The following is a 23,056-nucleotide window of genomic DNA, read 5'->3' as shown; positions in this document are numbered from 1 at the left end:
AAAACTTTTGTGACTTTTGTGGTTAAATTTTACTGTATCAATTTTTTAATCTCTTCCAAATCATCAATTTCATCCACCGTTTTATCTTTTCGCCATCTCATAATTCTTGGGAAACGCAGTGCAACACCACTTTTGTGGCGATTACTGAAACCGATTCCTTCAAAAGCAATTTCGAAAACCAGTTCGGGTTTTACGGTTCGAACCGGACCAAATTTCTCGATAGCATTTTTATTCACGAACTTGCTGACTTCCATGATTTCTTTGTCTGTCAAACCGGAATATGCTTTGGCAATCGTGACCAACTTATCTTCATTTTTCACGGCAAAAGTATAATCGGTATAATAAGCACTTCGTCGTCCGCTGCCTTTTTGGGCGTAAATCAAAACGGCATCAATCGTGAGCGGATTGATTTTCCATTTCCACCAGTCGCCTTTTTTTCGCCCGGAATGGTAAGGAGAATTTTTCTGTTTCAGCATCAGACCTTCACTGTTAATTTCTCTGGAATTTTCCCTGATTTGATCTAATTCGTTCCAGTTTTCGAAATCAATGATTTGGGAAATTTTTATATTTTCGGGATTTTCATTCAGTAACAATTCTTCCAGCATCGCACGTCGTCCGGCAATCGGTTTTTCCCTCAGATCATTGCCTTCCAATTCCAATAGATCATAAGCAAAAACCTGAATCGGAATTTCAGAAAGCATTTTCTTTGTTAAAGTTTTTCGGTTGAGACGTTTCTGTAATTCATTAAAATTTAAAACTCTATCATCTTTTACAGCCAGAATTTCTCCGTCAATGACAAAATTTCCTTTCATCTGCTGAACGACATCTTTGATTTCTGGAAACTGTTCAGTGATCAGTTCTTCACCTCTCGACCAGATAAAAACTTCATCATTCCTTTTGATAATCTGTCCGCGGATCCCGTCCCATTTGTATTCGATCAGCCATTCATCGGGTGTTCCGAGTTCATCCAAATCTTTTTCCAAAGGATAAGCCAAACAGAAAGGATAAGGTTTTGAATTGTCGGGATTGACGTTTTCTGCTGAAATCAATTCCTGAAAAGACACTTCATTCGGCAACCATTTCCCTATTAAACTGTGCATTAATGCACTGGATTCCTGTTCAGAAAATTTAGTTAAAGCATTGATCAAAGTTTTATCTGAAACCCCGATTCTGAAACTTCCGCCTAATAATTTATTGAAAATCAATCGCTCTGTATAATCCAAACCATTCCAGGAATTCAGAACAAATTCCTTTTTCTCTACATCTGTTTTATTTTTTAAATCGATAATGTCATTCATCCATTCCGATAAAGAACGTTCGATTTTTTCTTTTGGTGGAGGAAGAATCAACGATAATGTTTCGCCCAAGTCGCCGACCGAAGAATAGCTCTCCTGAAACAGCCAAAACGGCAATTGCGTAATTTCCAACGCCCATTCTTTCATATAATTGGTGTTCACATTCCGTTTCGGTCGTTTTCCTGTGAACAAGGCGATGAACCACACTTTATCTTCATCAGGTGCGCGTTCCAGGTAATCGATGATGGCATCGATTTTTGCGTTGGTTTTATTGGTGCTTTCGAGAGCATTGATGAGTTCTGCGAAATGTTTCATTTTTTTTTAATATTTTGGGTAGCTATTTCCGCCTTCCGTTCCCAATCTTTTTTTGCATCACATTTTCAGATTAAATTGAAATTTTAGTCTAGCAAAAAAAGGATTTCCACTCAAGTCGGGCTGCGAGAGATTCGCTGCTTTATATGCTGTAATTAACAGGTCGCTCCTCCGGAGCTCCGCTTTACTATTTATTCTTTTTGCTATTAACAGTAAGTTCCTACGGAACTTTTCAAGCATTGTTTTAATCTTTGATAAATTCTTTTTCTTTCTCCTCTTCGTCATCGTCTCCATATAATGTCTCAACGACATCAGATTTTATTCCGATTTCGTTTAAATATTTAGAAAAAACTTCGGTTTGTCCGTGTGTGACGTGAACAATTTCGGCTTCGGTCGCTTTTATGGCTTGTAATAAACCTTTCCAGTCGGCGTGATCGCTCATTGCAAAACCAGCATCCGCGCTTCGCCATCTTCTTGCACCGCGAACCTGCATCCATCCTGAACAAATAGCTGTTGCAGCGTCAGGAATTTTTTTAATAACATTTGAATCCAATAAAGCGGGTGGTACAATGACAATGTCTCCCGCAATGTGTTTTATACTTTCCCGAAAATCAGGAATTTCATATTCAGGAAGAACAATTCCAACTTCTTCAAAAGCCTGATTAAGCTTGCCGATGGAGTAGTGAACGTGGATCTTTCCCAAGCCTTCAACAGCTTTCATAATTCGTTGTGCTTTACCCAAAGAATAGCCGATAAAAACGGATGTTTTCTGATTTTCCTGATTTCTGAGAACCCAGCTTTGCAGTTTTTTATTCAGGTCATTAACTTCCAACCAGTTATAAATCGGGAGTCCGAAAGTACTTTCCGTCACAAATTCATTACATTTTACAAGCTCAAAAGGTGTACTCAATCCGTCATCCTGAACTTTGTAATCGCCTGAAATAACACTCACATAACCTTTATATTCTAACCTGATCTGTGCAGAGCCGATAATATGACCAGCAGGATGAAGCGAGACTTTTACGCCATTGATATTAATGATCTCACCATATTCCACACTTTGACATTCGATATCTTCACTAATTCTTTTATGCAAAATCGGTTTGGTAAAATGATGACAAAGATATTTTTTCATTCCCCAACGTGCGTGATCGGCGTGACCGTGCGTAATAACCGCCAAATCGACGGGCCGCCACGGATCGATATAGAATTTTCCTTGAGGACAATAAATTCCTTTGTTTGTGAATGTAATGAGTTTCAATGTTGTGTTCGGTTTTATATTTTACCCTTCAAAAACCTAACCAATATTATTGTTGAAGCTAAGAATACACTAATTTTCTTACATTTTTTGAAAAAATTTCAACAGACTTTTCCATCTCTTCAAAATTTAAACTTCCAAAACCTAAACGCATGGCGGTAAGGTTTTTATTCTGGTACAATAAGGTCTTTGGAATAAATAAATTATTTTGCGCGCAATACTTTGAGAGCTGCATCAGATTCGCTGGAACTTTCCATTCGGCCCAAATTGCCAATCCGCCGGAAGGTTTTTCAACATGTAAAAAATTTTCCAAATTTTGCTGAATTAAGTAAATAAAATAATCCCGTCTCTCCTGGTAAACTTTTAATGATTTTTTGAGATATCGATTAATTTCTCCTTCTGCAATCAGTTCTCCTAAAACATGCTCCATCAAAATATCTCCCTGTCGATCTATAATCCCGAGATATTTTCGCATTTCGATCATCAGATTTTCGGGAGCAACAATAAATCCGGTACGGAAACCCGGGGCCAAAGATTTTCCAAAAGATCCTATATAAATTACCATTCCGTTTGTATCTGCGCTTGCAAGCGGAAGAATAGGACTTTTGTCATAATGAAAATCATAATCATAATCGTCTTCCAAAATAATAAAGCCGAATTCATTGGCAAGATTAAGCAGTTCTAATCGCCGTTGTGTACTTAAAGTAACCGTTGTAGGATAGTGATGGTGCGGCGTGAGATACAGCATCCTTATTTTTTGAGTTTTACAAATTTTTCGGACTTCATCTGCATTAATTCCTTCATGATCAACCGGAATTATGACGATATTCACTCCTGCTTTCTGAAAGATCATATTAACGGAAAAATAGCTTAAAGCTCCCACTAAAACGGTATCGCCTGCAGACAGCAGAATTTCGGAAACGATATAAATGCTCATTTCCGTACTTCTCGTGATCAATAAATTATCATTTGAAATCGGCAGCCCTCTTGATAAATTTAAATATTGGGAAAGATTACTTTTGAAAAACTCACTTCCATCCTGATTGTAATGTCTTATTTTATGGGCTTTTCTTTTTAACGTCGAGCTGTAAATTCTGGATTGCCGATCAATTTGTGTTAATCTGATATCCGGAATACCGTCATCGAAAACAAATTCACATTGGGAATGTTCAAAAGGATTGTCTAAAATATTGGAGGTTCTAAAAGCAAAACCTGTTGTCTTAGGATAATTTCTAAGATTTATTTGACTGAAATCATTAAAACTGACCGGCTTTTCTTCATTTTTCCCGATAATGAAAGTTCCTTTATTAGGCAGACTTTCTACCCAACCCTGTGCAAATAATTCATCGTAAACAGAAACAATTGTATTTCTGTGAACATTTAAAATTTGGCTTAAAACCCTGGTTCCCGGCAGTTTAGTTTCGACAGGAATAAATCCACGCTGAATCGCATTGATTAGCTGATTTGTGATCTGCATATAAATTGCGACTTCAGAATTTCTTTCAATTTTAATAAAACTTTTATAGGGAATCTCAACCGGACTATTCATGATGTAAAAACTGGCACCAACAAACCATCCGGCAATATACTACTTTTGAACCAAACAAAAAAGGAATGGAATTTCACAATCTTTTAGAAAAAATAGTTCAGCGTGATGAAATTCACGCAAAATGGCTGAACACACTTTCGTTCATGGAAAATGCAGGAGCGAGAAAAATTTCCGCTTGTGAGCATCCAATGAAAGTTAGTTTGATTCAATTAAAACATGCTGCGGAAGAGCATCGCCATGCATATTATTTAAAAAAGCAAATTCTAAAAATTAATCCTGAATTCTGTAAAACTTACGAAAAAAATGAACTTTTAGCATCAATTGCAACGAGACAATATCTTCATTCTCTTGATATTAAAGCCTGTAAATATCTTCAGCAAAATTTTAAACTCAATAAAGAAGAACTAAAATTTGCAGCTTATCTTTTTGTGACTTATGCCATTGAAGTTCGTGCCGATGAATTGTATCCGGTTTATCAGGATATTTTGACAAAAACTTCATCAAAAATTATGGTTAAGTCAATTATTTTAGAAGAAGAGGGGCATTTAGAGGAAATGATTAATCAATTAGATGAATTTTCTGAAGATTGGAAAGCTCATGCTGAACTGATTTTAAATATTGAAAAAGAGCTTCATGAACAATGGATTATTGCTATTTCTAAAGAAGTTTTACAATTAAAGTATGCTGAATAAATTTCATCATTTTGAGGAAGCTTTAGAAAAAAGAGAAAAAAACGGCACATTAAGAATTTTAAAGCAAAATCAGGAAGGAATAGATTTTTATTCTAACGATTATTTGGGATTGGCGAGAAATCAAGAATTTCAGGATTTATTATTAAAAATAGTCTATGAAAATCCAAAATTGCTTTCAGGAAGTACAGGTTCGAGATTAATAAGCGGAAATAGTTCTATTGTAGTTGAAGCTGAAGAATTTATTGCTAAAGAACATCAATATGAATCAGCATTGCTTTTTCCTTCCGGTTATAATACGAATTTAGCTTTGTTTTCAACGCTTCCGACTCGTCATGATACGATTATTGTGGATGAACAAATTCATCGTTCCGTGCATGATGCGTGTAAAATGTCGAATGCTAAAAAATTGAAATTCAAGCATAACGATGTTGAAGATTTAAAAAAGATTTTAAAAAAGCAAAACGGACTTTGTTATGTTGCCATTGAAAGCCTGTATTCCATGGATGGAGATATTGCGCCGATTCAGGAAATTGTAAAAATTACGGAAAAATATAAAGCCGGTCTTATTGTAGACGAAGCTCATGCTTTTGGAGTTTTCGGATATGGTTTAGTAGATAAATTTCAGTTTCAGAATAATGTGCTGGCAACAGTGATCACTTACGGAAAAGCTCTCGGAACTCACGGTGCTGCAATTTTAACAAGCGATTTAATAAGATCTTACCTTATCAATTTTGCTTCCCCTTTTATATACACAACTTCGGCGCATGATTTTCTGTGGATGAGCATTTTTAAAGGATATGAATTTTCGAATACAAATAAAAAATTATTAATTGATTTAGAAAAAAACATTAAAATTTTTCGTATACAAAATCTTAAAAGTCCCTCGTCTGAAAATAGTCCAATCCAAGCAATTATAATTCCGGATAATCATCGGTTGAGAAGCTTAAAAGAAACTTTACTGGATAATGGATATTTGACGTATGCAGTTTTCAGTCCGACTGTGAAAGAAGGAACGGAGAGGTTGAGAATTTGTCTGCATAGTTTTAATACAGAAGAGGAAATTATTGGTTTGACGAAAATTATTAAGGAGTTTATTTAAAGTTACATCTGTCATTCAGAACGAAGCAAAGCGTAGTGAAGAATCTAAGTATTTTAATATTAAATAGATTTCTCTTTCGTCGAAATGACAAAAGAAGTGGAAAAATTGATGCAAAAAATTATGAATACAAAATTAGATATAAAAGATAAAGAACAAAAACTCCTGTTTATCACAGGTATTGGAACAGAAATAGGAAAAACCGTCTGTTCAGCAATTTTAACAAAATATTTTAATGCAGATTATTGGAAACCCGTTCAGTCCGGAGATCTGGATTTTTCCGACAGTATGAAAATTAGAGAATGGACAGGAAAAAGCACGATTTGTTATCCTGAAACCTATCGATTTCAATTGGCTGCGTCACCACATCAATCGGCGAAAGAAGAAGGAATTACAGTTGATTTAAATGAATTTAAACTTCCTGAAACTCAAAATAATTTAATCTTAGAAGGAGCAGGAGGATTGATGGTTCCCTTAAATGATAAAGATTTTATGATTGATTTAATTGAGAAATTAAACATTCCCGTTGCATTGGTTGTCCGAAATTATTTAGGATGCATCAATCATACATTACTGTCAATTTCAGCATTAAACCAAAAGAAAATTAAACTGCAATATTTAATTCTTAACGGAAATTTTCCTTTTGATACGGAAAGAATCATTTGTGAAAATATTCAACCGGAAACTGAAATTATAAGAATTCCGGACATCGAAAATATTACAAAGGAAAGTATAGAAAAGATCGTAAAACAATTATAAAAATAAACTAATGAATAAAGGCCAATTAAGAAACGACTGGACTAAAGAAGAAATTGAAGAGATTTACAATCTTCCGCTTCTTGAATTAATTTATAAAGCTGCAACGGTTCATCGGGAATGGCACAATCCTGAAGAAGTTCAGATGTCAACTTTACTTTCCATAAAAACAGGGGGTTGTCCTGAAGATTGTTCGTATTGCGGACAGGCGGCTCGTTATCACACCAATATTAAAGTTCAGGCTTTGCTGCCGACTGAAACGGTAATTGAGCATGCGAAAAAAGCGAAAGAAGGAGGATCTTCCCGTTTCTGCATGGCTGCAGCTTGGAGAGAAGTACGAAATAACCGTGATTTCGACAGAGTCATCGACATGGTAAAAGGCGTCAATGAATTGGGAATGGAAGTTTGCTGTACGCTCGGAATGTTAACGGAAGAACAGGCAATTCGTCTTCAGGAAGCAGGTTTATATGCTTATAATCACAATTTGGATACTTCGGAACAATATTATGAAGAAATTATTTCGACAAGAACTTTTGATAACAGAATTAATACCATTAATAATGTAAGAAAAGCAGGAATTACCGTTTGTTCGGGCGGAATTATCGGTCTTGGAGAAACTCATGGAGACAGGATTTCCATGCTTTTAACATTGGCAACCATGCCGAAACATCCTGAATCCGTTCCGATCAACGCACTGGCCAGAGTCGAAGGAACGCCGCTTCAGGATAATGAAAAAACGAATACGTGGGAAATGGTGAGAATGATCGCAACAGCAAGAATTATTATGCCTTCATCAATGGTTCGTTTAAGCGCAGGAAGAATCGAAATGACTGAGTTTGAGCAAGGCTGGTGTTTCATGGCGGGAGCAAATTCGATATTTACAGGAGAAAGGGAAACCCTTCTGGTAACGCCAAATCCGGGAGTTTCGGAAGATATGCAAATGTTGCAGACTTTAGGATTGAAACCGATGAAAGGACAATCTGAAAAAGCATTGGAAAAGTTTGAAATTTGGAATGCCAATGCTTAAAAATCTGACATTACAGGAACGTGACACAGCTGTCAACTGGCATCCCTATACGCAAATGAAAACCACAGGAGATGCGATTCCCATTGTGAAGGGAAAGGGTGTCTATCTTTTTGATGAAGAGGGAAAATCTTTTATTGATGCTGTTTCTTCGTGGTGGGTTACATTGCACGGTCATGCCAATCCGTACATTGCACAACGGGTTTTTGAACAGTTAAATACTTTAGAACAAGTCATTTTTGCAGGATTTACCCATGAACCTGCGATTCAGCTTTCTGAAAATTTGCTGAAACTCTTGCCGGAAAATCAGGAGAAAGTCTTCTATTCCGATAATGGCTCGACTGCAGTTGAAGTTGCCCTGAAAATGTGCATTCAGTTTTGGCATAATCAGGGAAATGGAAAAAAGAAAATTCTGGCTTTTAAAAATGCTTATCACGGCGATACTTTCGGAGCGATGTCCGTGAGCGGGAGAAGTGTCTGGACAAAACCTTTCGGGGAAATGCTTTTTGAAGTGATTTTTATTGATACACCAACCGCTGAAAACCTTGAAAGTTTAAAAAATCAGATTAGAAATATTGCTGATGAAGTTGCGTGTTTTATCTACGAGCCTTTGGTGCAGGGTGCTGCGGGCATGCTGATGCATGATCCGGATTATTTGTCAGCATTAATGAAACTTTGCAAAGAGCTGCATATTCTACTTATTCAGGATGAAGTTTTTACAGGCTTTGGAAGAACAGGAAAGCTGTTTGCCGCCAATTATTTATCAGAAAAACCAGATATTATGTGTTTCTCAAAAGGTTTGACAGGTGGTACTATGCCAATGGGAATTACGACTTCTTCTAATGAAATTTTCGAAGCATTTTTGTCGGATGATAAATATAAAACCTTATTTCACGGGCATTCTTTTACAGCAAATCCATTGGCGTGTACGGCAGCTTTGGCGAGTATGGAACTTTTACTGAAAGAAGAAACCTTGACTCAAATCAATCTTATCAGCGAAAAACACTTACAATTTTCCAAAATTCTGAAACAGCAGTCACAGGTTGAAAATGTTCGCCAAATCGGAACCATTTTAGCATGGGATTTCAAAACAGAAACGGGAACTTCTTATTTTAATGATATCGGAAAACGACTGTATGAAGAATTTTTAAAAAGAGGAATTATCATGCGACCTTTAGGAAATGTGATATATCTCGTTCCGCCTTACTGCATTACTTCGGAGGAGTTGGATTTTATTTATCGAAATATTTTGGAAGTTTTAAATCAGTTTAAAGTTTAAGACTTCTAAAGTTCGGTGAATAACCTTATTTTTGCTGAATTAAATTAAAATCATGCAGCTTTTTACAGAAAGACTACTTTTAAGAGATATTACGATTGATGATAAACAAGCAATTTTTAATTACCGTTCTGATGCCGAAGCCAACAAATTTCAAAGCTGGATTCCTGAAACATTGAAAGATGTTGAAGATTTTATCCAGAGAAATAATACAGAATTTAATCAGCCGGAAAGTTGGTATCAGGTTTTAATTACGGATAAACAAACGAAAGCTGTGATTGGAGATATCGGAATTCATTTTTTCGGAAATGAAAATGTACAGGTTGAATTAGGAATTACTTTAAACAAAAATTTTTACGGGAAAGGCTTTGCTTCGGAAGCGTTGAAATGTGTTATTGATTTTTTGTTTAACAATCTCAGCAAACACAGAATCATGACTTCCGTGGATCCTGATAATCTGGACTCGATTAAACTAATGGAAAGAATTGGTTTTCGCAAAGAAGGACTGTTTAAGAAAAGTCTGTTTTGGAAAGGGGCTTGGGTTGATGATGTAATTTATGCTATCCTTAAAGAAGAATGGATTAATAAATAATCTGTTTTGAAAAGATTTAAAATAAAAAAACATCCACATATTTGGATGTTTTTTTATTTGGTACAATTTTGTATCATAAATATTTTACTTCGAAATAGAACCCATTCTGAACTTTAAAAATTTAAAACAATGAAAAAGATAATATGTGTGTTTTTATGTTTGCTGTGTTTTTCATCACTTTATGCTCAAAAAATCATCAGAAAAGAGATTTTCAGTCCTAAAATGAATAAAAAAATTAAAACCATCATTATTACCCCTGATCTGAAACCCAATGTTGCTTATAAAACGGTCTATATTCTTCACGGATTCAGCGGAACTCCTGAGCGCCTCGTAAAAGAAGATCTTCCGGGGCTGGATAAAAAAGCAAAAGATTATAACACAATTTACATTCTGCCAGACGGAAATTTCAGCTCTTGGTATGTGGACAGCCCTGTTGAAAAAAAATCGCAATATCAGACATTTATCGGAAAAGAACTCGTAGATTATATTGACAAAAATTTTCCAACCCAAAAAGATAAAAAAAGCCGTGCAATTCTAGGTTGGAGCATGGGAGGGTATGGAGCCATTAATATTGGAGTAACGTATAAAGATACCTTTGGAATTGTTGGAAGCTCTTGCGGAGCATTGGATTTTAAATCTTTTGGAAACAATTTCGAAAAATATCAGGTCGATAAAGTTTTAGGTCCTATTCAATCATTGAATGCCAAGTATCTGACAGACAGTAAAATTGATAGTATGGTAAATTCCGGACAGCATTATATTCTCGATTGTGGTACGGAAGATGTGCAGATGATCGGGATGAACCGGAAATTTCATCAGGAACTAACAAAACGAAAAATCCAGCATCTTTATATTGAGTCTTTAGGAGAGCATAATACAGCCTATTGGAGTCGGTCTTTATCTGACCAGCTCGCTTTATTTAATCTCTATTTCAAAATATGAATAAATTAAACTTTTCTCGTGAGACGGTTTGTTTATAATTTATTTTTCACTTGGACTTTAAAGTCTGAAGCTTTCCCGATTTATATTCCCGATCCGATGAAAATGGGCTTAGAAATAAATTGTAAATAAACACTACAGACTAATTTAATTTTTCAATTAATAGATAGGCTGATTGCATTTCTTGGCGTATTTTTTGAATTTCGGATAATAAATTATTGTCTATGCAATCCTTATTTCTGCTGCAGCTCGACTGGAAAGAACTACTTATGGGACACGAAGAATGGTCTTTCATTTTAGAAATCATTTTGCGTACCGCTATCATGTTTCTTACCATCATCATCGGACTCAGGGTATTGGGGAAAAGGGGAGTGAAACAGCTTTCCATCTTCGAGCTCGTAGTAATTATAGGCTTGGGTTCTGCTGCAGGAGATCCTATGTTTAATAAAGACGTGGGAATCGTTTCATCTCTTGTGGTATTTGTTGTTATTATTCTTTTATATACCATTGTTACTTATTTAATTGCAAAAAATAAGAAATTTGAACAGCTGATTGAGGGAAAACCAATCTGTTTAATTCAGGACGGGGAGTTTTCAATAGAAAATTTTAAAAAAGAAAATCTGGGAAGCGATGAATTTTTTGCTGAATTGAGACTGAGAGGGATTTCACATTTAGGTCAGATTGAAAAAGCAATTGAGGAAAGTTCCGGAGAAATCAGTGTATTTTTTTATGAAGATGAAAAAGTGAAATATGGTTTGCCTATCATGCCGGATTCTTTAGAGCATCCTTTGAAATATATTACTAAAAAACAATACTACTCGTGTACATTTTGTGGTCATACAGATGAAAAGCATCCCGGAAATGCAGGAATATGCAATAAGTGTAAAAAAGACGAATGGGTTGCTGCAGATAATAAGCTACGTATTACCTAAAAAAAGGCTCCTGAAAAACAGGAGCCTAAAAAAACACAAATGATGAAAAAAAATTATTTCGATTCACAAATATACATAAAAATTATATTATGCATTGCATAATCATATTAAATTGTCAGAATTTTTTTTCATCATCATAATAGATAAAAATAATTGATTAATAGGGAATTTTTAATTAATTGAATTTTTAAGTATTTCTACTGCCGTCGACAATTCATCTTCAGGTAAAGAAGCGAAACCGAAACGAAATGCATTCAGAGGTTTTTCTCCTTTTGCATACACACTTCCATAGAATAATAAACCACTTTTTTCAGCTTTATTAACAATCTTTTCCAAACTATACTCAGGATTGAATTTTACCCAGATAGCCATGCCGCCGGAAGGTTTCGTAAATGTTATACTGTCATTCAGTTCTTTAAACAGCAGTTTAGATAAAAAATCACACCTTTGAGCGTAAATTTTATTTGAACGCTGGATATGACGGGTTAAATCACCATTATTGATGAGGTTTGCAGCGGCTTCTTCGATAATAACATCGCCCCGTATGTCTATCATTCTTCTCATTTTATTCGCCTCCTCCAAAAATTCTGTTGTTGAAATCATATATCCCAATCTGAAAGGAGTTCCTAAAACTTTTGTTAAAGAACCGATATAAATGATTTTACCTCCGTGATCATCGCTTGCCAATGGAAGATAAGGATCATATTTAAACTGAAAATCATAATCGTAATCATCCTCAATCACTGCAATATCATATTGATTGATGAGATGAAGCAGGTGTTTCCGCCTTTCAACACTCATCGTAACGGTTGTCGGATGGTGGTGGTGAGGGATAACATACATCATCCTGATATCGTTTTTCTTAAGAATTTCTTCAATCATATCGGTACACATACCTTCTTCGTCAACAGGAACAGGAATCAGCTGAGCTCCAAGCTTTTCAAACACTGCATTGGCAATAAAATAACTAGGATCGCTTACAATCACCTTATCTCCGGGCCTAATGATTAGTGAAGCGGCAATATAAATAGCCATTTGTGCGCCTCGGGTAACAAATACATTCTCGGTTTCAATATCAAATCCGCGAGTCTGTTTCAGGTAATTACAAAGTGACGTCTGTAAATTATAATGTTCTGTAACAGGCTTTCTCAAACTGGCTCTATAGGTAAAATAGTCTAAAGATTTCTGAAACTGCTTAGAGATGACTCCCGCCTGCAGAAGTGAAATATCGGGGAACCCGTCATCAATAATAATCTGTCCTTTGTTTTCTTTAAAATGATGGGGGAGAACAGGGTTTAATTTCTGAAAGTTAGGTACACCTTTACCGGAAAAAGAATTGCTTCTGTTTTGTCTAAATGTTTTGGGACGGACTAAAGGCAAATCCTTCGAAACAATATAGCCTTTTCTGGGCAAATTATCTATCCAGTCTTCGGAAACAAGCACCTCGTACGCGGCAGTAATGGTTTTCCGGTGGAGCTGCAGATCAAACGCCAATGATCTTGTACTTGGTAACAATGCCCCGGGTGGAAGTTTCCCTTCCTGAATCAAGCCGATAAACTGAACGGCAATCTGTTTGTAAACAGGAATTTGAGATTTATCTTTAATAATGATAAGATTTTTATAAGGAAGCATATGATCTGATTATACACAAATATATAAACAATCTGGACTACTTATTAAAATAAATCTGGTTCCAATACCTGCTTCTTTACCGTACTAATTTTGAACCATCAGAAAACAACAAAGAAATAATAAATAATGACACCAAAAATCGTAAAAAGTAAAGCCGATATCGAGCTGTGTAAAGAAGTAATCCTTGCTTTTCGCCCTAATGTAAAAGAAGAAAATTATGTAGAACTGGTGATGGAAATGATGGAAAAAGACGGATTTAAAATCGCCTATATTCCCAATGAAGATCATACAAAAGCGGTTGCTTTTACGGGATACCGTCCTCAGCTAAGACTGCTAACAGGAAAAATGATTTATATCGATGATCTTTTCACCTCTCCCGAGTGCCGTGGAAAAGGTTATGCTGCAATATTGCTGAATCATGTTGCTGAAGAAGCAAGAAAAAACGGATTTCAGTCTATTCATTTGGACAGCGGATATATGCTTCATGATGCACACCGCTTATATTTAAATCAAGGATATATTCTGGGATGTAACCACTTTATCAAAGTGTTGTCTTAAACAAAATCATAAATAAAAAAAGTATTAGATATGAAAATATTACATATAGATTGCAGTATAAGAAACGAATATTCAATTTCCAGGAAGCTGTCTAAGCTGATGGTAGAGCAATTGCAAAATTTTCATGAAATTACCTCTGTTGATTATCTGGATCTCAGTACCGATTCTCCAAATCATATTACAGAGTGTTTTATAGAAGGAGTTTACACGGTTCCCGAAGAAAGAACTGCGGAAATGCTTAAAGAGCTTGAGCAATCTGACGAGTATATCCACCGATTACACGACGCTGATATTTATGTCATCGGAATGCCCATGTACAATTTTTCCATACCCTCCAATTTCAAAGCTTTTATTGATCTTATAACCCGGACAGGAAGAACTTTCAGAGGAACGGAACACGGATTTGAAGGGCTGTTGGTCAATAAAAAAGTATATGTGATTAATACCAGAGGAGTGGATTTTTCTAATGAAATAATAGCGTCATTTGATCATTTGCAGCCGTATTTGAAAAGTATCTTCCGATTTATCGGTCTTACTGATGTCCATTTTGTCAATGTGTTTCCTGTAAAATGGGGCAATAAAGAAAAACTAGAATCAGCAATATATAAAGCCGAACAGGAGATTGCCGAAGCAGCACATAATCTGTTACTACTGCAGATATAATTTTTTGAACTTGTTTGGTAGATCATCTCCGTTTATTCGGAGGTGGTTTTTTAGATTATTCATATTGATATTTAATCGATTAGATAGTAAATTTAAATAAAAACTTGTTTAAGCATAATTTAAAAGTATTTCTTAAACCCGTTTAATTTTTTCCTGCTGCTCATCTTCTAATTTTACAATATCAATAAAGCAGATTTAAATAATAACATCAAATTATAATAATATGTCAAAAATTTTAATCACCGGAGGTACCGGAAACCTTGGAAAAGCACTCGTGAAAATTTTGGATAAGAATAATATTTCTTACACCATTGCCAGCCGTAAAAATAAATCCGGAGCAAGTAATGTGGCTGTTATGGATTTGGTTCACAATAAAGGAATCGAAAAAGCCGTAGCAGATAAGGATATCATATTTCATTTGGCTACGGACATGAAAAAAGATACGGAAGCTACCCGCAATTTATTACAGGCGATGCAGCCAGAAGCTAATGTGCATTTGGTTTACATTTCTATTGTTGGGATTGATGAGGTTCCTTTCGCCTATTATCAGCAGAAACTGGCTTCTGAAGAGGAAATTAAAAGGTCAGGGATTCCTTATACTATTTTAAGAGCAACACAGTTTCATGAGTTTATTGACGATATCTTTTCAAAACTTTTAAAATATCCTATCGGATTGTTGCCTAAAAAAATTATTGCACAGCCCATACAGATAGAAAAAGTGGCAGAAGAGCTTTATCAATTATCATTAAAACAGCCTGAAAATAAAACGGATGAAATCGGTGGGTCAGAAGCTTATACTTTTGAGGAGATGGCAAAAGAATGGATGTTGCAGAAAAGGAAAAAACGTTTGGTCATCAATTTACCGATTTTCGGAGCGTTAGGAAGGGCCTTTCATGGAGGAAAGCTGACTACAGAACATAAACAGAAAGACGGTCTTACCTGGAAAAAATGGCTGGAATCAGACAAAAGAAAATGACTACTTTGCTTAAAAGTCCAATAATACTGATGATCTTTACAACAAACAATATTTGAACTTTATAACAAAATATCTCTCATTAAATTTTCTGAAATTTGTTTCAAATAAATCAAGAAGATATTATGTGGACAAAAAACAATATCCCGGACTTAACAGGGAAAACAGCCATCGTAACAGGCGCCAATACAGGAATAGGATTTGAGACAGCAAAAGCATTATATGAAGCCGGAGCTCATGTAATTGTTGCCGCGAGAGACGAGCAGAAAGCACACACTGCCTTAAAGAAAATAGAATCAGAAGCCTCTGGAAAAGGAACGCTGGAAGTAGGGCTTCTTGACCTTGCCAGCCTTGAAAAGATTAAAAAATTTGCAGATTGGTATTCAGAAAAGCATGAAAAGCTGGATATTCTGATCAATAATGCGGGAGTAATGATTCCTCCGCCGTCCAAAACAGATGACGGCTTCGAGCTGCAGTTTGGTGTTAATTTTATAGGGCATTTTGCGCTTACTGGATATTTATTTCCTTTTCTGTCAAAGAGTGCTGATGCCAGAATTGTTACACTGTCAAGTGGAGCAGCGATTCGTGCGGAAGGGATAGATTTTAATAATTTAAAATTAGAAAAAGGATATGATGATTGGAGAGAATATGCTGTCAGCAAGCTTGCCGATATCCTTTTCACCTACGAATTAGACCGAAAACTTAAGAAAGCGGGAAGCAGCATTGTTTCTGTGGCTGCACATCCGGGAGTTACCCGTACCGATTTGCAAAGAAATATTCCTGAAGAACAGCTGCAAGGATTGTTTGAGCAGTTTAAAGAAATTATGGAACCTTGGCAGGGCGCCTTGCCTGCACTTTTTGTGGCCACAGATCCATCGGTAAAAGGCGGTGAATTCTTTGGCCCGGATGGAGAAAATGAATATGCAGGCTATCCCGCACTTTCAAAACACAATACTCCTTCGATGAACGATATGGCATTGGCAGACAAGCTTTGGAAATATGCTGAAAACGCTACAGGGATAAGGTTTGAGCTGTAAATTATTACTCTTATTTTAATTCATAAAAGCAAAAAATCCCTTTCTAAAATCAGAAAGGGATCAACAGCTAAAATTAAGTAAGTCAGACAATAAACAAAGATGCAATTGCCTGAGCATCACTTGTACTTAAAATCTCGTCGTACGCTGCAGACCCTGCTGCTGCCCCGAACGCAGTACTTGTATTAAATCCGGCTTGTGTTATATTGCCTTCTCCGGCATACACAGGATTGGTGGCGGGAGGCATACTTCCGCCATCGGCCAATTCTATCCAACCTTTATTAGCTCTCATTCTTCTTACCTGCGAAGCGTGTCTTGCTTCTACAGAATGAATTTGTAAAGCCGCCTGTAAAACTGTTTTGTTGGACATCACGTTTCCGGCCTGCCCTTTATACGCTCTTACTCCCGTATCTTCAAAAGCCTGTGCGAGGATTAAAAATTGATTGTAATCTGAAAAAGGAGTAAAGTTTCCACCGGCCGTAAAATCAAAAGTGGGTTTTGTTCCCGGAGTTACCCCTAAAGAGGTTAATGTTGTTTTTAAAAATGCAACATGGGCATTTTCATGTTTTGAAATCTGCATAAAAACGGCCCTGTCTCCATTAGGAATCAGACCTGCCATGTCCAGCCCTTTTTTATAGTATTCATCTTCCAGATATTCCAGAACTAAGGCTAGCTGTAGTGCATCCGTTAAAGCATTTTTAAAATAGGTTCCTCCGCCGGAAACCGTGGTTGGTGTTTCCGCTTTCGCTGAGGTTGTCATTAAAGCCCCCAAGCCTAGTGGAACTGCCGCAACAGCCGCTTTTTTTCCGAACGCAGAAATTTGGGTAAGCGTTTCTAATCTGGATGCTTCTGTGGTAAAGAATTTATCATCAGAAAGTTTATCGAGTAATTTAAGAATGTTCATAATGTAAATTTTTGAAGTGAATAATTAGCCGATTCCCTGTTCTTTCCAGGTAAAAGGTGTTTTGAAAAATCCTCCTGCCGCCGCAACGATTTCTTTAGGCTCTTTGGCTAAATCTAATCCGTTCATATCAACCACGTCATCTCCTGAAAACGCTGCCGTTCCAGGATTAATCAGGTTTCTGATGGCTGAAGCGTGTCTTGCTTCTACGGAAACAATTTTTCCGGCGATTACCAGATAATCTGGATTGGTAATATACTTTCCGGCTCCGTTATAAGCTGCAACGCCCGTGTCTTCCAGGGCTTTTGCTGTCGCCAGGACGGAATTTCTGTCATTAAAATTAACATTCGGATACTGGAATTCTAAGGTCGGTAATACATTGGAAGTAGCACCGCTGATAGCCGCTTTGAAAAAATCCCTGTGGATCACTTCATGATGATAAAGGTCTGTAAAAATCTCTTTTTCAGCATTGGAAATTCCGGAATAGAAATTATTGACCACTTTTGTATAAAAATCTGCTTCCAGCTGCTCCAGTGCGTATGCATAGTTTAAAATTCCGACATCTCCTTTTCCCAAATCAAAAACATTATTATCAACGAATTCAAAATCGTCGTCATCACACCCGATTAGGGTAAGCCCGGCAAACGCCAAGCCGACACCGCTCAGTTTCAAAAAATTTCTTCTGCTTGTATCCAGAGTCGCTCCCTGGTTAGAAACATTAATGGTTTTTTTCATAATATTATTTGTTTAAAAGTGTGTTATTTAATTTATTTTTAGAAATGAAGAAAAACAGCATAAACAAATTATGCTGTTTGAACTAAAAAACCATTACGGCATTAATACCGTGTCTATTACATGAATTACACCATTCGACTGATTTACATCAGCAATTGTTACTTTTGCGTCATTTCCTTTCGCATCTCTTACATACAGATTTTTTCCTTTTGTCCAGAAAGTTAATTCTTCACCTTCCACAGTTTTCATCATTGCTTTACCTCCTTTGGCTTTTACAGCTGCCCAGATTTCTTTGGCATTAAATTTCCCGGGAAGAACATGGTAGGTCAAAATTTTAGTCAGCATCGCCTTGTTTTCAGGTTTTACCAGACTTTCAACTGTTCCTTTCGGAAGTTTTGCAAATGCTGCATCTGTAGGGGCAAATACGGTAAAAGGCCCTGCTCCCTGTAAAGTTTCTACCAGACCGGCTGCTTTTACTGCTGCTACCAAAGTTTTATGATCTTTAGAATTTACAGCGTTTTCAATAATGTTTTTAGAGGGATACATCGGTGCACCGCCTACCATTACCGTTTTTTCTTTCATCGTTTGTGCCGTTACCGTTCCACTGAATGCGAATGATAAAGCAACCATTCCTAAAACTGCGATTTTTGACCTTGTGTTCATTTCCTTGATTTTTAAGTTAATTATATTTGAGTTGTGTTCTGAAATCATTTACGAGGACGGTTCTTGTTTAGATGTGAAATTTTTAAAATTTATTATAAATAATTGATTAACAGTTGATTATTTTTATCATCGCATAGTGAAGAGTGAAATCTGGATTAGTGATTTCTTGTATTTTCGATATTTCTTTTAAATATTTTAATCCAATTGTGGTATTTCTCTAAAAATTTAAAAGTTGGTTTTAAAATTGTTTGTTATTTGTTTTATTTTATTACATTTGAACAGAAAAATATTCATTATTAAAACAACCTATTCGGAAGAGCAGCTAATCGTTTTATTAAAAGAAAAAAACGAAATCGGTTTTCATAATCTGTATGATAACTATTCTGGTGCATTGTATGGTGTAATCCTCCGAATCGTTCAATCTAAAGAATATACTGAAGAAATTATTCAGGATGTTTTCGTTAAAATCTGGAATTCCATTCATCAGTATGATCCGGCAAAAGGAAGGTTTTATACCTGGATGATCAATATTGCAAGGAATACGGCAATAGACTACTTAAAATCAAAAGGTTTTCAAAACGAGTTGAAAAACCAACCGCTTCCGGATTTCGTATATAATTCTGCAGAACTTTCAACGACAAATAATTCATCTGATTTTATAGGATTTAACAAAGTGTTGGAAAATCTGGAAACTGACAAGCAGGAACTTATCGATCTCGCGTATTATCAGGGATATACACAAAATGAAATATCCGAAAAGCTGAAAATACCTCTGGGAACGGTAAAAACCAAAATGCGGAATGCGCTGATGAAATTAAAAGATTTGCTAAAAGATTATCAATAAATTGAACACAAAAGAATACATATCATCCGGAATTATAGAATCTTATATTCTAGGTCTTGCTTCTCCCGAGGAAGCAGGGATTTTGGAGTGTGTGATGAAGAATAATGCTGAAGTAAAAGCGGCTTTTGAGGAAGCACAAAAAACTTTGGAAGATTTGGCTACTATTCAGGCTGTAGCTCCTCCAAGCGATTTAAAATCAAAAATCTGGAATAAAATTCAGCAGGAGCAGACTGCTGAGGAAATACAACCTGTAGTTTCTGCGGACATTCCGGCGGCTAAACCTCAGGAAGAAATTAAAATACAGGGTAACAGCAACTGGAAAGCTTTTGCAATGGCAGCTTCTGTTTTATTTTTAATAAGTGTTGCCGGAAATCTTTTATGGATGAATGACCAGGCTAAAACAAAGCAGGAAATTGCCAAGTTACAGACTGAGAAAACATCTCAGGATCTGGCAATGCAGAAAATGAATCAGAAGATGGAAATGATTTCCAATCCTGATATGAAAATGGTAAAGCTGAAAGGTGTTGAAAAACATACGGACTCTAAAGCCATAGTCTTCTGGGATACCAAAACAAAAGAAGTGTATTTAAATGCTGAAACTCTGCCAAAAGCGCCGGAAGGAATGCAGTATCAGCTTTGGGCAATTGCCGATGGAAAACCTGTAAATGCAGGAATGTACACCGAAGACAAAGACAGTAAAATTGCTCTGGCAAACATCCCGAATGCACAGGCTTTTGCAATCACTTTGGAAAAGAAGGGAGGAAGCCTCGTTCCAACCATGGAAAATATGTTTGTGATGGGCGAAATTTAATCTGAAATTCGACCTTATAATATAAAGATCAGCCTATAAAGCTGGTCTTTTTTCATTGAGAAAAAGTATGAATTCCATAGAAAGATTAAACCATTAAGCAATATAAAATTTTCTACCTTTAAGGTTATCAATAATAAATCTTTAATCTAAAATAATTTTATGGAAAAAAGAAAAATTAAAAATACCGATTTATCAATTGCGCCGATCAATTTTGGAGGAAATGTTTTTGGATGGACCTTGGATGAAAAACAATCTTTTGATATTCTGGATCAATTTTGCGCAGAAGGTTTTAATTTTATAGATACAGCCGACACTTACTCTTGGTGGGTAAACGGAGTCGGCGGCCAATCCGAAGAAATTATCGGAAAATGGATGAAAAGCCGTGGCAACAGAAATGACCTGGTTATCGCTACAAAAGTAGGTTCTGAAACAAAAGAACATGGCTATGATATTACTAAAAAGCATATTTTAAAATCGGTAGACGAGTCGTTAAAAAGGCTTCAGACCGATCATATTGATTTGTATTATACTCATTTCGACGACAATAAAACGCCTGTTGAAGAAACATTATCCGCTTATGATGAGATTGTAAAGGCAGGTAAAGTGCGTTATATCGCAGCATCTAATGTATCGCCTGAAAGATTGAAAGAGTCTTTTAAAGCAGCTGAAGAAAATAGTTTCCCGAAATATGTTGCGCTTCAGCCTCATTATAATTTATTGGAAAGAGAGGGTTTTGAACAGAAGTATGCTCCTCTGGTTAAAGAATTTGATCTGAGTGTTTTCCCGTATTGGTCTTTGGCTGCCGGATTTTTGACAGGAAAATACCGTGATGAAGCAGATTTATCGAAAAGCCAACGAGGGGAAGGCGTAAGAAAATATCTCAATCCAAAAGGCCTTGAAGTTTTAAAAGCCTTGGATGAGATCAGTGCAAAACATAATACAACGCAAGGTGCCGTTGCATTGGCCTGGTTATTGGAAAATCCATTAATTACGGCTCCTATTGTAAGTGCGACGAGTGAATCTCAACTTGAAACTTTGTTTGCAGCTCCGAAAATTAACCTCACTCATAAGGATGTTGAGTTATTGAACACAGCAAGCAATTAATTTGTAAGCTTTATTTTTTCTTATCATAAAATCCGTTCAGTCTTGATTGAACGGATTTTTGTTTATTCATTATTTGATTCTTTTTTTGGTCTTAAAATCAATCTGATAGAAGGATTATTAGTAATGAACAGCCTCAGCCAGTTGAATGCCAGACGAACCTTGCTCCTAAAGCTGATTAAAGGAATTATATGGATGAAAAGCCAGGTTAACCAAGCTAAAAATCCTTTAAATGAAAATTTCGGAAGATCTACTACCGCATTAAACTTGGAAATGATCGCCATACTTCCTTTATCATTATATTTAAAAGGAATCAAAACTTTTTCATCTTCTATTCTTTTCAAATTTTTACCTAAGTTTTTCGCATGCTGAATCGCAACCTGGGCTAATTGTGGATGGCCTTTAGGAAAGTTTTCGTCAGTCATTTGTAAAGAAATATCGCCTAAGGCATAAATGTTTTTGGTTCCCTGTACTTTATTATAGGCATCTACCAATAATCTTCTGCCTTTACCAAGGCTTTCTTCAGGAATTCCTGGAACTTCACGACCGATTACACCGGAAGTCCAGATTAATGTTTCTGTTTCGATGGTCTTCCCATCCGCTAAAATTACTTTTTTATCGACATAATCCTTTACGGCTGTATTCAGAATGATTTTCACACCCAGGCTTTTAAGCTTGTTGTATGCTGCTTCCTGAGCCATCTTGCTCATGGGAGAAAGTAGAGTAGGAAGCGCATCGATCAGATAAATACTTGAAAGGCTGAGTTTCATTTCGGGATATTCTTTTTCAGCGATGTAGGTTCCCATTTCAGCGATCATTCCGGCAAGTTCTACACCGGTCGGGCCACCTCCTGCGATGACTATATTCTGTAATTTCTGTGCCTCTTTGATATCTTTGTTTCGGGCTGCTTCTTCAAGAGTTAAGAGCATATAATTTCTTAAGTAGAGTGCTTCATCAATGGTTTTCATAGGAAGTGAACATTGTTTTACATTTTCCATCCCGAAGAAATTAGATTCTGTTCCCAATGCCAAAACCAGATAATCATACTGAAGAATTCCATGATCTGTTTCTATTGAATTACTGTCGGGATTCACTTTAACCAGGCTTCCCATGTGAAAATTCACATTCCGGTAATTGGACAGGAGTTTTCTGAAAGGATAACTGATGTTGGAAGCCTCAATAAATGAAGTGGCTACCTGATAAATAAGCGGCGGAAAAAAGTGATAATTATTTTTGTCGACCAAGGTAATCCGGAATCTATTATCATTTACCAGAGATTTTATAAGGTTGATTCCTGCAAATCCTCCGCCTACAATAACGATGTGCTTTTTCATATACTATTGATGTTGTGATGGTAGTATTACAGCTTCAATAATAGAGCCAAAAGTTTTCGGGTTATACATTCTTATGTCTTATGTAA

At 36.2% G+C, this 23,056-nt stretch carries 23 protein-coding genes; 15 read left to right on the top strand and 8 right to left on the bottom strand.

The features are described 5' to 3' along the window. Positions 1–29 precede the first annotated feature (29 nt). From BUA89_RS15095 to BUA89_RS15080, 3 genes are all read right to left on the bottom strand, one after another. A complete protein-coding gene (locus BUA89_RS15095; protein ID WP_072959794.1) occupies positions 30–1,610 on the bottom strand; it encodes an ATP-dependent DNA ligase in 1,581 nt (526 codons plus the stop codon). Positions 1,611–1,851: 241 nt separating this feature from the next. Further along, positions 1,852–2,868 carry a ligase-associated DNA damage response exonuclease gene (locus tag BUA89_RS15085; protein WP_072959788.1) on the bottom strand — a complete coding sequence of 339 codons (1,017 nt, stop codon included), beginning with the start codon at positions 2,866–2,868 and terminating at the stop codon, positions 1,852–1,854. A gap of 58 nt (positions 2,869–2,926) precedes the next feature. Further along, a complete protein-coding gene (locus BUA89_RS15080) occupies positions 2,927–4,414 on the bottom strand; it encodes an aminotransferase-like domain-containing protein (RefSeq protein WP_072959783.1) in 1,488 nt (495 codons plus the stop codon). A gap of 65 nt (positions 4,415–4,479) precedes the next feature. Here BUA89_RS15080 and BUA89_RS15075 point away from each other — a divergent pair, with 65 nt between their 5' ends. The 8 genes from BUA89_RS15075 to BUA89_RS15040 all read left to right on the top strand — a co-directional run bounded on the left by BUA89_RS15075 (position 4,480) and on the right by BUA89_RS15040 (position 11,721). After that, positions 4,480–5,106 (top strand): hypothetical protein, encoded by a 627-nt coding sequence (locus BUA89_RS15075; RefSeq protein WP_072959780.1) that lies wholly within the window; start codon positions 4,480–4,482, stop codon positions 5,104–5,106. Then, positions 5,096–6,205, top strand: coding sequence for an aminotransferase class I/II-fold pyridoxal phosphate-dependent enzyme (locus BUA89_RS15070; protein WP_072959776.1), 1,110 nt, complete (start codon positions 5,096–5,098; stop codon positions 6,203–6,205). The genes BUA89_RS15075 and BUA89_RS15070 overlap by 11 nt, the downstream gene beginning before the upstream one ends. 120 nt (positions 6,206–6,325) lie before the next feature. After that, positions 6,326–6,961 carry a dethiobiotin synthase gene (gene bioD, locus BUA89_RS15065; protein ID WP_072960284.1) on the top strand — a complete coding sequence of 212 codons (636 nt, stop codon included), beginning with the start codon at positions 6,326–6,328 and terminating at the stop codon, positions 6,959–6,961. Positions 6,962–6,971: 10 nt separating this feature from the next. Then, positions 6,972–7,985, top strand: coding sequence for a biotin synthase BioB (gene bioB, locus BUA89_RS15060; RefSeq protein WP_072959773.1), 1,014 nt, complete (start codon positions 6,972–6,974; stop codon positions 7,983–7,985). Continuing rightward, positions 7,978–9,261 carry an adenosylmethionine--8-amino-7-oxononanoate transaminase gene (gene bioA, locus BUA89_RS15055; RefSeq protein WP_072959770.1) on the top strand — a complete coding sequence of 428 codons (1,284 nt, stop codon included), beginning with the start codon at positions 7,978–7,980 and terminating at the stop codon, positions 9,259–9,261. The genes bioB and bioA overlap by 8 nt, the downstream gene beginning before the upstream one ends. 52 nt (positions 9,262–9,313) lie before the next feature. After that, the gene (locus tag BUA89_RS15050) at positions 9,314–9,850 is read left to right on the top strand and encodes a GNAT family N-acetyltransferase (protein ID WP_072959767.1); all 537 of its coding nucleotides are present in this window, start codon (positions 9,314–9,316) and stop codon (positions 9,848–9,850) included. 129 nt (positions 9,851–9,979) lie between these two features. After that, positions 9,980–10,792, top strand: coding sequence for an alpha/beta hydrolase (locus tag BUA89_RS15045; RefSeq protein ID WP_072959761.1), 813 nt, complete (start codon positions 9,980–9,982; stop codon positions 10,790–10,792). A gap of 221 nt (positions 10,793–11,013) precedes the next feature. Continuing rightward, a complete protein-coding gene (locus BUA89_RS15040; RefSeq protein WP_072959757.1) occupies positions 11,014–11,721 on the top strand; it encodes a DUF421 domain-containing protein in 708 nt (235 codons plus the stop codon). A gap of 171 nt (positions 11,722–11,892) precedes the next feature. Here the strand turns inward: BUA89_RS15040 and BUA89_RS15035 are convergent, their stop codons facing one another. Continuing rightward, entirely contained in the window at positions 11,893–13,353 is a 1,461-nt protein-coding gene (locus BUA89_RS15035; RefSeq protein ID WP_072959753.1) for an aminotransferase-like domain-containing protein, read from the bottom strand. 126 nt (positions 13,354–13,479) lie between these two features. Here BUA89_RS15035 and BUA89_RS15030 point away from each other — a divergent pair, with 126 nt between their 5' ends. From BUA89_RS15030 to BUA89_RS15015, 4 genes are all read left to right on the top strand, one after another. Then, entirely contained in the window at positions 13,480–13,911 is a 432-nt protein-coding gene (locus BUA89_RS15030) for a GNAT family N-acetyltransferase (RefSeq protein WP_072959750.1), read from the top strand. Positions 13,912–13,941: 30 nt separating this feature from the next. Further along, positions 13,942–14,574 (top strand): FMN-dependent NADH-azoreductase, encoded by a 633-nt coding sequence (locus tag BUA89_RS15025; protein ID WP_072959747.1) that lies wholly within the window; start codon positions 13,942–13,944, stop codon positions 14,572–14,574. Positions 14,575–14,797: 223 nt separating this feature from the next. Continuing rightward, on the top strand, positions 14,798–15,550 hold the full coding sequence (locus tag BUA89_RS15020; RefSeq protein ID WP_072959744.1) for an SDR family oxidoreductase: 753 nt from the start codon (positions 14,798–14,800) through the stop codon (positions 15,548–15,550). Positions 15,551–15,672: 122 nt separating this feature from the next. Continuing rightward, positions 15,673–16,584, top strand: coding sequence for an oxidoreductase (locus tag BUA89_RS15015; protein WP_072959741.1), 912 nt, complete (start codon positions 15,673–15,675; stop codon positions 16,582–16,584). An 82-nt stretch (positions 16,585–16,666) separates the two neighbouring features. Here the strand turns inward: BUA89_RS15015 and BUA89_RS15010 are convergent, their stop codons facing one another. The 3 genes from BUA89_RS15010 to BUA89_RS15000 form a co-directional block, all read right to left on the bottom strand. Next, complete coding sequence (locus tag BUA89_RS15010; protein WP_072959738.1) at positions 16,667–17,485, bottom strand: ferritin-like domain-containing protein; 819 nt, start codon at positions 17,483–17,485, stop codon at positions 16,667–16,669. Positions 17,486–17,509: 24 nt separating this feature from the next. Beyond that, entirely contained in the window at positions 17,510–18,217 is a 708-nt protein-coding gene (locus BUA89_RS15005; protein WP_072959734.1) for a ferritin-like domain-containing protein, read from the bottom strand. A gap of 93 nt (positions 18,218–18,310) precedes the next feature. Then, positions 18,311–18,880, bottom strand: coding sequence for a fasciclin domain-containing protein (locus BUA89_RS15000; protein WP_072960280.1), 570 nt, complete (start codon positions 18,878–18,880; stop codon positions 18,311–18,313). A gap of 274 nt (positions 18,881–19,154) precedes the next feature. Here BUA89_RS15000 and BUA89_RS14995 point away from each other — a divergent pair, with 274 nt between their 5' ends. The 3 genes from BUA89_RS14995 (at position 19,155) to BUA89_RS14985 (ending at position 21,639) form a co-directional block, all read left to right on the top strand. Next, the gene (locus BUA89_RS14995) at positions 19,155–19,724 is read left to right on the top strand and encodes an RNA polymerase sigma factor (RefSeq protein WP_228420567.1); all 570 of its coding nucleotides are present in this window, start codon (positions 19,155–19,157) and stop codon (positions 19,722–19,724) included. Between the two features lies 1 nt (position 19,725). Beyond that, a complete protein-coding gene (locus BUA89_RS14990) occupies positions 19,726–20,535 on the top strand; it encodes an anti-sigma factor (protein WP_072959731.1) in 810 nt (269 codons plus the stop codon). Between the two features lie 159 nt (positions 20,536–20,694). After that, entirely contained in the window at positions 20,695–21,639 is a 945-nt protein-coding gene (locus BUA89_RS14985) for an aldo/keto reductase (RefSeq protein WP_072959728.1), read from the top strand. A gap of 62 nt (positions 21,640–21,701) precedes the next feature. Here the strand turns inward: BUA89_RS14985 and BUA89_RS14980 are convergent, their stop codons facing one another. Continuing rightward, positions 21,702–22,970, bottom strand: coding sequence for an NAD(P)/FAD-dependent oxidoreductase (locus tag BUA89_RS14980; RefSeq protein WP_072959724.1), 1,269 nt, complete (start codon positions 22,968–22,970; stop codon positions 21,702–21,704). Between the last annotated feature and the right edge of the window lie 86 nt (positions 22,971–23,056).

The organism is Chryseobacterium arachidis (assembly GCF_900129245.1).
GTDB lineage: Bacteria > Bacteroidota > Bacteroidia > Flavobacteriales > Weeksellaceae > Chryseobacterium > Chryseobacterium arachidis.
Note: the sequence above shows the minus strand (reverse complement) of the source record. Positions and strands in the feature narration are given on the sequence as shown.

What these genes read in the sequence shown, in the direction of transcription:
- BUA89_RS15010 (WP_072959738.1), bottom strand. Translation starts at nt 17,485, where the DNA reads ATGAACATTCTTAAATTACTCGATAAACTTTCTGATGATAAATTCTTT.
- BUA89_RS15050 (WP_072959767.1), top strand. Translation starts at nt 9,314, where the DNA reads ATGCAGCTTTTTACAGAAAGACTACTTTTAAGAGATATTACGATTGAT.
- BUA89_RS15025 (WP_072959747.1), top strand. Translation starts at nt 13,942, where the DNA reads ATGAAAATATTACATATAGATTGCAGTATAAGAAACGAATATTCAATT.
- BUA89_RS15045 (WP_072959761.1), top strand. Translation starts at nt 9,980, where the DNA reads ATGAAAAAGATAATATGTGTGTTTTTATGTTTGCTGTGTTTTTCATCA.
- BUA89_RS14980 (WP_072959724.1), bottom strand. Translation starts at nt 22,970, where the DNA reads ATGAAAAAGCACATCGTTATTGTAGGCGGAGGATTTGCAGGAATCAAC.
- BUA89_RS15075 (WP_072959780.1), top strand. Translation starts at nt 4,480, where the DNA reads ATGGAATTTCACAATCTTTTAGAAAAAATAGTTCAGCGTGATGAAATT.
- BUA89_RS15040 (WP_072959757.1), top strand. Translation starts at nt 11,014, where the DNA reads ATGCAATCCTTATTTCTGCTGCAGCTCGACTGGAAAGAACTACTTATG.
- BUA89_RS15095 (WP_072959794.1), bottom strand. Translation starts at nt 1,610, where the DNA reads ATGAAACATTTCGCAGAACTCATCAATGCTCTCGAAAGCACCAATAAA.
- BUA89_RS15070 (WP_072959776.1), top strand. Translation starts at nt 5,096, where the DNA reads ATGCTGAATAAATTTCATCATTTTGAGGAAGCTTTAGAAAAAAGAGAA.
- BUA89_RS15015 (WP_072959741.1), top strand. Translation starts at nt 15,673, where the DNA reads ATGTGGACAAAAAACAATATCCCGGACTTAACAGGGAAAACAGCCATC.
- bioB (WP_072959773.1), top strand. Translation starts at nt 6,972, where the DNA reads ATGAATAAAGGCCAATTAAGAAACGACTGGACTAAAGAAGAAATTGAA.
- BUA89_RS15020 (WP_072959744.1), top strand. Translation starts at nt 14,798, where the DNA reads ATGTCAAAAATTTTAATCACCGGAGGTACCGGAAACCTTGGAAAAGCA.
- BUA89_RS15080 (WP_072959783.1), bottom strand. Translation starts at nt 4,414, where the DNA reads ATGAATAGTCCGGTTGAGATTCCCTATAAAAGTTTTATTAAAATTGAA.
- bioA (WP_072959770.1), top strand. Translation starts at nt 7,978, where the DNA reads ATGCTTAAAAATCTGACATTACAGGAACGTGACACAGCTGTCAACTGG.
- BUA89_RS15035 (WP_072959753.1), bottom strand. Translation starts at nt 13,353, where the DNA reads ATGCTTCCTTATAAAAATCTTATCATTATTAAAGATAAATCTCAAATT.
- BUA89_RS14985 (WP_072959728.1), top strand. Translation starts at nt 20,695, where the DNA reads ATGGAAAAAAGAAAAATTAAAAATACCGATTTATCAATTGCGCCGATC.
- BUA89_RS15000 (WP_072960280.1), bottom strand. Translation starts at nt 18,880, where the DNA reads ATGAACACAAGGTCAAAAATCGCAGTTTTAGGAATGGTTGCTTTATCA.
- bioD (WP_072960284.1), top strand. Translation starts at nt 6,326, where the DNA reads ATGAATACAAAATTAGATATAAAAGATAAAGAACAAAAACTCCTGTTT.
- BUA89_RS15030 (WP_072959750.1), top strand. Translation starts at nt 13,480, where the DNA reads ATGACACCAAAAATCGTAAAAAGTAAAGCCGATATCGAGCTGTGTAAA.
- BUA89_RS15005 (WP_072959734.1), bottom strand. Translation starts at nt 18,217, where the DNA reads ATGAAAAAAACCATTAATGTTTCTAACCAGGGAGCGACTCTGGATACA.